The 12,389-nt window shown below is 39.9% G+C and carries 12 protein-coding genes; all 12 read right to left on the reverse strand.

The window, feature by feature from the left end:
- Positions 1–11: 11 nt before the first annotated feature.
- Positions 12–980 carry a hypothetical protein gene (locus BMY14_RS07560; protein WP_245741315.1) on the reverse strand — a complete coding sequence of 323 codons (969 nt, stop codon included), beginning with the start codon at positions 978–980 and terminating at the stop codon, positions 12–14.
- Between the two features lie 32 nt (positions 981–1,012).
- Complete coding sequence (locus BMY14_RS07565) at positions 1,013–1,798, reverse strand: hypothetical protein (RefSeq protein WP_091830644.1); 786 nt, start codon at positions 1,796–1,798, stop codon at positions 1,013–1,015.
- Positions 1,799–1,901: 103 nt separating this feature from the next.
- Positions 1,902–2,615 carry a hypothetical protein gene (locus BMY14_RS07570; protein WP_091830646.1) on the reverse strand — a complete coding sequence of 238 codons (714 nt, stop codon included), beginning with the start codon at positions 2,613–2,615 and terminating at the stop codon, positions 1,902–1,904.
- A gap of 112 nt (positions 2,616–2,727) precedes the next feature.
- Positions 2,728–7,407, reverse strand: coding sequence for a tape measure protein (locus BMY14_RS07575; protein ID WP_091830647.1), 4,680 nt, complete (start codon positions 7,405–7,407; stop codon positions 2,728–2,730).
- Positions 7,408–7,413: 6 nt separating this feature from the next.
- Positions 7,414–7,572: a hypothetical protein gene (locus BMY14_RS20495; RefSeq protein ID WP_177177515.1), complete on the reverse strand. Its 159-nt coding sequence runs from the start codon at positions 7,570–7,572 to the stop codon at positions 7,414–7,416.
- A 71-nt stretch (positions 7,573–7,643) separates the two neighbouring features.
- Positions 7,644–8,123: a hypothetical protein gene (locus BMY14_RS07580; RefSeq protein ID WP_091830648.1), complete on the reverse strand. Its 480-nt coding sequence runs from the start codon at positions 8,121–8,123 to the stop codon at positions 7,644–7,646.
- A gap of 46 nt (positions 8,124–8,169) precedes the next feature.
- Positions 8,170–9,288 carry a phage tail tube protein gene (locus BMY14_RS07585; RefSeq protein ID WP_091830649.1) on the reverse strand — a complete coding sequence of 373 codons (1,119 nt, stop codon included), beginning with the start codon at positions 9,286–9,288 and terminating at the stop codon, positions 8,170–8,172.
- Positions 9,288–9,719, reverse strand: coding sequence for a hypothetical protein (locus tag BMY14_RS07590; RefSeq protein ID WP_091830650.1), 432 nt, complete (start codon positions 9,717–9,719; stop codon positions 9,288–9,290). Before BMY14_RS07590 ends, BMY14_RS07585 begins: the two co-directional genes overlap by 1 nt.
- A gap of 2 nt (positions 9,720–9,721) precedes the next feature.
- A complete protein-coding gene (locus BMY14_RS07595) occupies positions 9,722–10,129 on the reverse strand; it encodes a hypothetical protein (protein WP_091830651.1) in 408 nt (135 codons plus the stop codon).
- Positions 10,129–10,599, reverse strand: coding sequence for a hypothetical protein (locus BMY14_RS07600; protein WP_091830652.1), 471 nt, complete (start codon positions 10,597–10,599; stop codon positions 10,129–10,131). The genes BMY14_RS07595 and BMY14_RS07600 overlap by 1 nt, the downstream gene beginning before the upstream one ends.
- Positions 10,600–10,601: 2 nt before the next feature.
- A complete protein-coding gene (locus BMY14_RS07605) occupies positions 10,602–11,657 on the reverse strand; it encodes a major capsid protein (protein WP_091830654.1) in 1,056 nt (351 codons plus the stop codon).
- Between the two features lie 15 nt (positions 11,658–11,672).
- The gene (locus BMY14_RS07610) at positions 11,673–12,386 is read right to left on the reverse strand and encodes a hypothetical protein (RefSeq protein WP_091830656.1); all 714 of its coding nucleotides are present in this window, start codon (positions 12,384–12,386) and stop codon (positions 11,673–11,675) included.
- Positions 12,387–12,389 lie beyond the last annotated feature (3 nt).

Below are 12,389 nucleotides of genomic sequence, written 5' to 3' on the forward strand. Positions count from 1 at the left end.
GTTCTACCACCTCAAAACCATTCAATCGCAAAATATTCATCATTATCTCTCCGGAAGATATTATTAAAAACTTTATAAGGTTTCCCCTCATGAATCAGTGTATCTTTTGCGGAAAGATCTTCGCGATTGCCGATGAAATATACACCGTCAAACTGCCCAACAATTCCTGGATTATCACATTCATAAAGAAGCACTGGAAATTCGATTACATTTTCTATCGTTAGAGAATTATCCAGCACTGTTAAAACGTTTGTCGGTTTCGTATTTTGTGGCCATGTGCAAAGTTTTCCTTTTATAGGACTGCTGCCTTTATTTTGTCCCGCCCGCCAAGTTCCATCCATTCGGCGCATTCGCAGAGATGTATTATCTCCATCTCCGCCCGGATTCATAAAAGCACTATGTGCATCTGACGTAGCTGACCAAGCCACACCATCATAAGCACTCGCACCAATTACCAACGGATATGGATACTGCCTTTCTACTGATACCGTTTTTACAAAACCAATATAGGCTGACTCGTATTGCGTAGACATCTGCACGACTAAAATAAAGCGTGCCGGATTGGCTGTTACCCAGCAGTTCAAACGTGTCCCGTCGGCCAGTGGAATAATTGGCAATGTTGCATGATAAATACAGCCTGGTTGTTCAAACCACTCAAGACCTGGGTCATATCCTGCGAAACCATTGAATCTAATATCTGTTTGTTCGCCTTTATTAACGACCTGAATGCCTACATAAATCTCATCCTCACCATCACCAACACCTTTTAATATAAGCTCACCGCCAATGCCCGTGCCCTGGTCATAAGCCGCATTTGCAAATTCTGCTAAAGTAGCAGGACGTATCAACTGCCAAGCCATGCCTGGTGCAAAATTAGCCGGATCTATTAAAAATGCTACCACTTGTTTTACAAAATCTTTTGCGCTATTCGCAACAAAATCTATACAGGCCATTTCATCAACCTCCTTTATTTTTGGCATAAGAAAAGCGCCCCTATAGAGGCGCTACATCATCAAACCTTTTCAAGTTTATTTCCAATATCAATATCTGATAAAACTTCTATTAAACTTTTATGTATGGCTTCTTTTGTGGCTCTCACCCAACTTGGGGAACCAAATGCATTACCCGCCTCTCCCTGTTTTACTATATCCATACGGTATAAATATTCAGCACTATTTACATCTACGATACGAGCTCGCAATGTAACATTTTGCTGAAGAATATTCGTCCAACCACTAGTCGTTGCAGTCCATCCTGAAAAATAGACTGGTAAAACTATGACATAATCATATCCATACTTCGCGCCAGCCGAAATAAAATCCATCTTTTTTAGAGCATCTAATTGTGTAATGCTTTTATCTTCAGCATACTCTTGTAATTTCGTATAGACTTTTTTATCTTTTACTAATTCAAATTGTTTACTTGGAAATTTTTGATTTAAAATTTTATCTATCTCATCAATTATTTTTTTCTCAGCTAAAATCTGATTATCACCGGCAAGCACTATAGCAATTCTTTTCCGATCAGAATGATTTAAAAGAACAATATTATCTTTTGATTGATTCTTTGAAGTTACAATTGGCTCTTCATTAGATTCACTAATTTCGGTAACAGCGACATTTTTTGATACTTTTACAGTATCTTCATTCTCTTTATTTTCAACCTGATTTGCTTGCACAGCTACTTCTTGTTGATGCTTCATTGCGACTTGATCATGTAATCGTTGGGCCCCAGTTTCTCCTTGTATAAAGATGATAGTACAAAAAATTATTCCTAATAATATCGATATCCTTTTCACGTAAACTAACCTCCATGTTTTTACTTTAATTATACAATGTCGTATATTTGTTATCAATATCGACACAAAAGAAGGCACTCACATATTTGCAAGCACTTAATGACTATTTACCCGAATGAATAATAGCTTTAAAAATACCATTCCACAAGTCCGCTTTTTTCATTATATCTTGATGAACCAGTCCATTTTCCTCGGTCTTACCCACATATAATGTAATCGAATTAACTGGATTCTGCATGTCATTTACCATTAATTTCAGCTCAACTTTATTTACATATGTAGTCGTTTTTGCTTTTGATCGTTTTGATCCTGTTACTCCGCCAACAATCAAACCTGCTCCCCCTAAGAGAATACCGCCAACTGCTGCACCAAGGACCTGACTTCCACGGTTTGTTTTAGTTATTGTTCTTGTTTCGGAATCAGTAGTTTCGCTTACCTCAATTGATATAATATCCTTGCTATCAAAAAAGTGAATATCTGGCATTCCACTACTGTTTTTCCTAATAATACAAGTTCTTCGGGTAGTATTATCAACACCAATAAATAAGTTATTACTAGTTACGCAATTAGATAATTCAAAATCAGTAAATACATCTGTAATAAACTTTGACGATTTCTCATTTATCACACCAAATTTTTGTATGGATTTATCCTTTACTATCCATAGATTAGATCCCTTTAAAGGATACAGTTGATATGATTTGCTAAATCCATTTTTCAATAAGGCAGGTTTCAATTGGTCTTGAAAATTTTTGCGTGATATAAAAAAATACGCAAATAAAGCAAACACTAAGAATGATACGACAAATATAAACATCTTGATAGCGCCTCCATGCTTTTTTATTCTGATTATACAATATACCAAAATCCTAGTCAAAAAGACTGAAGGCGCTATCAAATGAAACACATAATCCTTCCATAATGATTCATTAGAATTTCTTATTTATCTTACTATATAACTTTGCATTTTCTATATTTTCTTTTCGAACTTCACTCCGAATAAGAGAACGTCCATATGTATCAAAAACACGTTGGCCATCAACATAGTTTTCAATACGAACAGGCGAACTGACCTGCGTACCAAGATCTGCTGTAAAGGATGTCAACCCTTTACCTGCTGTTTGTGAGCCAGTCCGACCTACAAACCCGCCACTTGCAAAAGCGGGAAGATTCACACGCATATTACCAAAAGTTCCATTATTGATACGATCCAAAACATTTAACCCATAGCGCTTAACCGCTGATGCTTTCACAACAAATTCGCCATGAGATAGTCTTGATAATATGCTGTCACTAGTTCCAGTTCCCGGTCCTGTAATCAAGCCACCATCTGCATGTTTTTCTAAATTGAACCCATTCCATGAAAAATCATATGGATTTGATTTAGAAGTTGAACCCGATGAAGCTGTTGATAAATTCAATCCAGATCCATTTGGAATCGAGTTCACGGCTGACTGCATAATTTGTGATATATTCGAAAAGAATGACTGTGTTCGCGTCGCAAAATCTTGAGTCTGCCCACTAAAAGTTGATAAAAATTCACTTGTATTATTTGTTATCGAACCAAATTGTGTTGATAAACCATTTAAATAAGATACCGTTTGATCTGCATCCGCCGTCGTCTTTTTATCCTTTGAAATTTCCTTTTGTGGGTACCATTTATCCATAAGGTTTCCAACAATATCTTCAGCAAACACTTTTTGCATTGATTTTAAGATCGTTGATGCCAAATTTCGGAAAGCTTCGCCCAACGATGCAGCTTGCGTAATACCATCGGTCAAAAAAGTAACTAAACCATCTTCAAGAGATTGTTTCGCCGCCATACGGATTTTATCCAACAGTGGTGGAATTTTTTTCAACTGTTCATTATAAGCAATTAATCGTTGATTTTTATCAATTTCCTCGGAAAAGATAGTTTGTTTTTCGTTGTTCCCATTTTCAATAATTTCCGCCCGATCTTCAGGCGTTTGTGCAGCTTTCAATCTATCAGCTAACTTTTTTTGAGCATCCGCATAATGACCGCGACCCGCATCCAGCCTTGCTTGTGCAATATCCTGCTCTTGCTGATACTCCCAAGAATTTACTTGCTGTTTTGCCCTGGTCTTTTGACCAGTCGTTCGCCAAAAATCAGAATCGATCATATTATTTTGCCAGGTTGCATATTCCTTAACGGATTGCTGAAATTTATCAAGCATAGCATTTAAGTCTTTTTTGACATTATCAATAACTTTTTTTATGCTTTCAGCTAAACCAAGATCCCCCATATTAGCTGCTTCATCAGCAATATTTTTAAGTTTTTCAACCCACACATTTATTTGTTGGCCATAATTTCCTTTGTTTATATAATCAATATAGCTCTTCGCAGCATCACCAGCCGTATAAAAACCTGCAGCAATTTTATAATACATATCGTCAGCATTATCTTTGACCGTCTGCATTCCTCTTGTCAGATAACGCTGTGCCTGCGTAGACTCAAGATCCAGTTCTTTTGCATTCAAAATAATTTGTTCTTTGCCTACAGCATCTGTATTGCTTTCTGCCTTATATGTTTTGATTTTTTCTTGAGATGCCTGTATTGCTTGTTTTTTGGGAATCGTAGAAATATCATCAATTAATTCCAGAAAGGCTTTTGTGGTTTCATCCGTACGTTTTTCATTTTCCTTGGCTCTTTCACTAGTTTTAATGCCTAATTCAGAATTCACAGTAGGCGCTTGAAACGTCATGAACGATTCTTTTTTGAAGTTTGTAGCATCAAAATCCAAATGACCAGCCGTTGCTTTTTCTGATGGGTTTTTATATTCATCCAGAACATGCAACCCTATATTTTCTGCATATTGGATAATTTGATCCCGAATTTCATTTTGATTCTTTTCCAAAAGAGTAGAATCGGCATCGTCTACAACATCAAATTTGTTTCCGCTGACATGACCACCCCAATCTCGGTACCCAGAAGATACTACCATTTGGTTTCCTGTCAGTTCCTGATATTTTTGACTGACTGCAGAAATTGCTTGTTTTGCAACATCACTCAACCCTTCGATATTTACACCATCAACTTCTCTATGCCAAGTACTTCCCTCCGGCATAGCTGTCGCAGCCGATCTTGTTTCTTGAATTTTAGGTGCATTCATCAGTTCCGTTGCTCGTGCAAGCAGATCTGAAGCATGACCTTCTACACTATTAGCATACGCTTCAGCTGCTGGACCACTCCCATTATAGCGAGATAACGCCGTATGTTGATTCCCATATTGATTTAATAGCTCTATAAGATAACGAACCCCACCATTTGCATTGGATTGCAAGTCCCAAGGGTTTCCATTGTCAGCTAAGCTCCTAGCATGATCTGATGTCAACTGCATTAATCCAATACCGCCATCAAAGGAGGTCTTAACGCTTCCGTCATCAGACCAATGGCGACGTGATGATTCTTGCTCTGCCATTCCAAGAACTAGATCATACGTCAATTGTCCCGTCTTATCTTGATCTTTAAGGCTTTGATAAGCATTATATAATGCCGCCTCTTCGGGCGTAGACCCTTGTGGAATTTCTCGGCCGGTTGGAACCATACCATTTGCATCGGCATGCATCTGATCACTTACACCCTGAACATGTTGGCTATAAGCAGCAATAACATTTGCCACGTCTTGCTGGGCCTCAACAGCTTTTTGCAAAGCACCTGTATGCTTATTCAATTCTGTATTTAGTTTTTGCAGAGCAACGTCTTTTTCATTCTGCGTTTTATAAACGGTATTGTTTACGGCTTCAATTTGTTGATTTATATTGTCAATGTAAGCCTGTTCGCTATTAATTTTATTCTGTGCTTCACCTTGCGAATAATCCTGCCATGAAATATTATCCTGCTTATATTGAAGCGATAATTTTTCTAAGGAATCTTTATATGCTTGGAGTTCTTGATCAAGGAAATCTTTCAACTGCGCCTGCAGAACTTTTAGAGCTTCCTGTGAATCTTTAGCGCTTATCTGCCCACTCATAGAATTCGGCTTTGGACCAGCGTATGGCACGCTATTATTATTGTTCTTTAACTTATCAAGCAATTTCTGTAGTTCAGAGTCTTCTTTTGTACTATCGTGCGTACTTTTTATGCTGCCAAGATCAAAAACGCCTGATTTATCAAGCGCATAACCTGCGCCAACGGCTACTGCACTCACGGCTAATGCTGCAGCAACACCAGCAGGTCCGCCCATTGCTCCCGTTAATACATTTAGTGCAACTTGTGCAACCGAAGCTGCCTTTATAGCCGCCTGAACTTCCACAATCGCTGTTTTCACAAGTCGAAAAGCAGTGCACATGCCTTGAACCATGGTTATGATTTTTTCAATAATAAAAAAGCTCATCAACGTATCAACAATAACATCAATGATAACTTTCGTTGCAGCAAAAGATCCGTTTGCCTTATCCACGCCACCTTTTAAAAGATTAACAACCGCATCCGCTACTGCAATAATTCCATCAAGCCATTCTCCGATTCGGCTTGTAATCTCACCAGCCGTCGGTCCTAACGCAAGAATCAAACTTCCAACATCACCAAGCAAATTAATAATTCCACTCAACAACTGGCTTGCTTTATCAAAAGAAGCAAGTGCCTCCTCTGAAAAATAAAACTTTCCATCATCATCGTATGCACCGAAAAGTTCCGTGAACTCAACAAATAGATCTTTTGCTTTTTCTATTCCTACTTGAATTTTTACGATCGTAAGCAAAACCCCAGTATCTTCCGGAGCATCACCTTGCCCATTAATTGCATCAGCAAATTGATTTGACCAATTACGTACTTTCGTCAAACCTGTTTCCAGCGACTGAAAAAGTGGATCCAAAATGAATCCACCCATTGACATGAAGTTATCTTTAATTGTCGAAAGCAATCCCAGCATCCGATCTGACATTTTCTGAGACATACCGGCAAATTTATCATTCATGCCTTCCATTAAGGCACTAATCGCGGTATCTGCATCAATACCGGCATCCCCGATGTTTTTCACCTGATCTGCAGTTAAATGCAGCTTATCTGCCAGAATTGTATAAGCCGGAATACCTGCCTCGGTCAGTTGCAGGAGTTCATCACCCATAACGCGCCCTTTGGCTTTGATTTGACCGAGTGCAAGTGTAATTCGCTGAACACCTTCTGTACCAAGCCCAAGACCAGCAGACGCATCACCAATAGACCGCAGAAGTTTTAAGGACGTTTCCGCATCAAAACCAAAAGCCAGAAGTTTTTTACCCGCATCGGTTACACCTGGAAGATCAAACGGTGTATCGGCGGCAATCTTCTTTAGATCTCCAAGATACTGCTGTGCCAATTGCGTACTGCCCAAAAATACTTCAAAAGCCGCTTCATTGTTTTCAAGACCCGCATTGTATTTTAAAATAGAACCTACCGTTCCATCAATCGCCGCTTTTAGCATATTCAGTCCCGCATAGGCTCCCGTGACAATCATGCCAAGATTTGCTAGTTTTGAGGAAAATCCACTGACAGCCTGCGAACTTTTTTCCGAAGATTCTTTTGTACCTTTGATTGCATTAACAACCTGCTGCAGCTTTTCAACAAAGCCTTCATTTTCCGCAGTAATATGAACTTGAATATCTGGCATGACCTATCACTCTCCTATCCGGCGCATTTTCTGCAGCATCGTCGCAATCTTATCGTAGTCACCAAAAGCACCGCCAATGCCGGCAACCACACCTTCAATAAAATCTGCCTGTTCAAACATTTCTTCCGCAATAATTTTCTCATAAAACAATTTAACTTCTGGCATACTATACTCATGTAAAATCACAGTTTTTGTATGCCCGTGCGAAATTAATTTTTGTAATACTTCATATGGGGTTACTTCTCTTGTTTTTTGCTCGGACTCTTCATCATCGGGACCAAGCGTTTGTCGAAAAAAGCTTTATTTACCTCATAGACTGCCTTTGATACTTTATACATATCGTCTATCAGCAAAGCTTCAACCTCATCTGTAGAAAGTGCTGTACTTGCTGAAACCAATTCAGATAGTGCCTGAATAATATCTGTCGGATTTTGTACGCCATCTATAAAATCAGCGATCGCCATCAATTGTCCTGAAATGCCTTCCTCTTCTTTTGGTTCTTCCGTATTCTCTGCAATCTCTTTCTTTCTCAACGTTTTCAGTACCAAATTGAGTGCATCTACGTTTTCCACAACCGTTTTCATAATTACCGCCAACGGTTTTGCCACTAGAATTGCCCCAGCCCAAGAATATGGATGAACAATGATATCTTTCCCATTAACCGAAATTTTTTCTTGTGCAAAAAGAATTTCGGATTCATTCTGTTTTTTTGCCATGGTTTTTCCTCCTTATGTAAAAGCCGCCCCGAAAGGCGGCTTTGTTTTATGCATTTGTAAGTTTAAAAAACGGCTCGTCAGGGTGATTGATTCGGTCAGCCATAACCGTCATTTCCACAGTAAATACGCCCCAATCGTCGCCAATTAACCCTATATCTCCACTTGGTGAAATTAATACATGCCAAAACTCACCTACATAGGCACGTCCCATTGATGGATCGCCGATAAAGAGCAAATCACCTTCAATTTTCTTTACGGTTCCACCCATAACCTTTGGATAAAGTCCTTCTGGTACTGTATAACTTACTTTTACTTTTGCACCATCGGGAATACTGGACGTTTCTGGAACAGGGATAATCCCTGCACGCAATTGCGATTTATCCAAAATATAGTCCTTACTAGCAACATAGGAAGTTCCCGCTGCTATCACTTTGATTTCATAAATTTCACCAACAACTAAATCTTGACCACTGACGCCTGGAGCAAACGCAATTTTCACGCCTTCATCCAGCGTTTGTGCTAAACCAGTGATTTTTGTTGGTACGCTCACGGTACCGCCCAACCCTTTCTGCCACGTGAACTCTCCATCTGTAATGGTTCCTTGCACCGCGTTTGCTTTCGTGATGGTAATCAAATATGAGCCCGATACTGTTCCTGTAAAAGAGCCGCTTGATGTCGTTTTCGCGGTACCTGGTATTCCTGTTACGGCATAAGAAACTGCCGCTCCCATACTTGCCGCTAATGCCGTAATAGGCGATACAACAACATCTTTAATATTTTTATATGGTATAGCAATCGGCGACCCTAGTGCAACGGTATAGACTTCATCCGAAATCGCTTTTGCTTCTTGTTTTTCAACGCCTTCTTCACCATATAAACCTAACGCTAAATTATAAGGCGTGATTTCATTAAGATCGACTGTGACCTTATAAAGCTGTGACTTGATTGCTTCTCCGTACAATTCTCTTCCTTCATCCATTGAACTGAACTTCTGAATTTTTTCTATAGTTGGGGTTAAATTAAATTTAGGTACGTTGCCTAAATTCCGTAAAACAGTAGGCGTTCCATTTAACCAACGACGAAAATATGGTTTGCCTGCACCAAGCATTAAGTTATCTGCTGATGGTGCATTAGCAAATCTCTGTAAATCAAATTTAAAATCCATTAACTATTCCTCCATTCTATTTTTACAACGATACGTGATGTTGAAGTTGGTCGATCTATATCTCCATCCGAAATAATATCTGGTATGCTTACTTTCGATGCGATCCCAAGTTCATTCAAAACCTGCTCTGGCCATTCTTTGATTGCGCAAAGTACTTTATTTTGGTAAATATCTTGCAGCTCATAGGCTTGTACCGGGTCCGAACTATTGCATTTCAAAGCAATATCAACCCATAGCTTAACGTTACTGTTTGTAGGTTTTTGAATGAAAATATCCGTTTCATCATCCCATGTAATTTCCATACTGGGATATTTTTTCCCAGTTCCTTTTGTTCCTGGATAAATTGAAAGACCCTCTTCTATAATTTGAGTATTCAAAAAGGCCGCTAGACTTTTCGCCAGCGGCCACCACATTGTTATTCTATTATCCATACTTACCCCCGATATACTGGAGCAGACATTGGGAACGTTCTACGACTTGCTGATTTTCCGCCAGTAAAGGTGTCCGCTGTAATCTGTGCTTCCAGCCGATTGACCTCAGACGCATATACTCGCCGTTTCAACTCATAGGAGTCTGCTCCCTCTGCTGTTCCGGTTGTATTCATCATAGATTGCTTTTTCGCTGTTTCCATAAGTGCATAGGATTCAGCAAGTTCGGCGATTTTAAAAGGGGTCGGATCTAGTATTTCATCAATATCAACATTCAGACTTTCGGCTAAATCCTCAATATACTTGCTAGATTTTGCAATATGTTTTTGTAAAATACAATCTTTCAGCATTTCATCATCTACCGTGGCTGCATCAAAATAAACACGGCCAAGGTATTTTTCTTCATCTGCCATTAAAGCCCCGCCTCCTTTGTTGCCTTATCAATATGCCTGGCAAATATTGAATTGATTTCTATGCGGCTGCGCTCTGCCGCCTCGTAAAGGAATTCATCTTTTTTTGTTCCTGGGTGATGCACTTTTTTAGCAAAAATGAATTTACCGCCCGCACCAGCCCACCGAAGTGATTGTTTATTTTTCGGAACGATAAGATGTGGACGCGTACCTTGATGCACCCATTTTCCATAAGGTGCCAGGGCTGGATCGATCTCAATAACCCCTTCGCACTTACTGCCGTCCACATGATAATCAATTGCCCGTTCTAGCATTCCTGTCCTTGCTCTAAATTTATGTTTTTCTCTAGCACCTTGCTGCACAAGCCGGCAAGATTCTAAAAGGGCTCGCCGCATTTCTTCAGCAGTGCTATCGGGAGCACGTTCCATGGTGCGCAATACGGCTGCCGCATCAAATTGAATTTTAAGGTCCATAATCAGCCAACCTTTGCGATAAATACGCTGTCGATGGCTTCAAAAGACGGTAATACAATTTCAGATACAATCGTCTGTGTATTGACTGGATGCGGTTCTTTGATTGTTGTCACCGCAATACCTGTATTAACGATACTGGTCTCTGCTACCGATTGCCCACTCATCAAGTCAGCTTCCTCTGGTGTAGTACCATAATAAGACTTGCCAAGATTTCCATCTGGCATTAATGTAAAATAATTATCCGGATAGAACTGTTCACCAGCACCACCGACTTCCATCGCAAATTTCTTGTTGTATACGGAAACTTTCAAGCCAAGTTTTTCTGAAATATAGGATTTCAGCATACTATCGGTCATGATGATATTTTGCCCGCCAATCGGATTCATATCTAACCGGATTTTCTTATTTTTAAGCAGATATCCCCAAGTTTTACGTGTGCAAAGACCGAGTGATGGCCGATTCCCTGTATCCGTTTCCACTTGATCCTGCCATCCTTGAATCAGTTCAACAGCATCTGCATTTTCTGTATCTGAAAATTTATCCGTACCGGTAAGTGCTGCCCGGTGTTTATTAGGAAATTTGTAATCATAAGAATAACCCTGACCATCTTTCCCCACGACTTGAATTTTCCCCATAGACAAAAGCTGCATTCTCATGCGCTCAGCCACGACATCTGCACCATCAATAAGATTTTGCGCATCGTTATAAATTTTCTTAATAATCGGCTCTACGATAGCCCTGTTCATCCCCGCTAGAACCTTTAAAAGTTCCATGCGTTCTTTTTCACCAATCCTAAAGCTTTCACGAAAGAACGGCATTTCTGTTTCGATTTTTGCAAGTCCAATACGTTCTCTAACTGGGGCTTTGGCATCAAATGCACTTGGTGCCAAAGATACCGCTAACCCATTAAATCCACGAATCCATGAAAGATCTAGCCCCACTTGTTTTTCTGCTGGAAAAAGTAAGCTCCCAAGATACGGAATCTTATTGCTTGGATTTTCTATATAATATGTGCTTATGAGCGGCGCCGCAACTAAATCAAAAATTGTTTTTGGCATATAAATATCCTCCTCTTATCCTAAAAATGTAATTTGTTTGAGAGCCGCAATATCTGCGGCACTCGGTGGTACCGGAATCTTATTAACATCAATATAGCCATGAATGATCATGGCGCTTAAAGCCGAACCATACGTAACGTCGGTGTCATTCATCAAAACGCCCTCTGCGCTTCCACCGGCCCCAGCGGTCCCACCACTAAGTGCAGTAGCCGCGAGAGCTCCGACAACACCCGCACCAGTATTGCCTTTTGCAGGTTTCACATCAATCAGTTTACGTGCCACTGCATCATCCATGATCGCACCAACCACATCATTTGCAGTCGTAATGATGGCTTTACTATCATCGGTTGCAAGATTAACGGTGATTGTTTTATCTGTAACGGCAATCGCTAAAGTCTGATCAGCCGCTGCCGGATCCACAAGAGCCACTTTGATAGCATTTCCCGGAGTTCCTTCTGCCTTTGCTGTAAATAGCAAATTGCTGTTTTTAGCTGCAAAAGCAGTTGTAAGCGATGCTGCAACAATTCCCAGATTCACATCTGATACCACCTTACTCGAATCAAGCAGTACACCATTACCGCCCACAATCGTACCTGCCGGTACAATCTTATTACCATCTTCATCGGCAATAACTCCGGTATCATCGACCGTTACCGTCATCGCAACATAGTGATCCGGAAATTTCAAAATCTGCTTTGTTCCTAAATAATTTGTTTGCGTAAATTTCAATTT

It is taken from the genome of Propionispira arboris (genome assembly GCF_900109225.1).
In the GTDB taxonomy this organism is placed as follows: domain Bacteria; phylum Bacillota; class Negativicutes; order Selenomonadales; family Selenomonadaceae; genus Propionispira; species Propionispira arboris.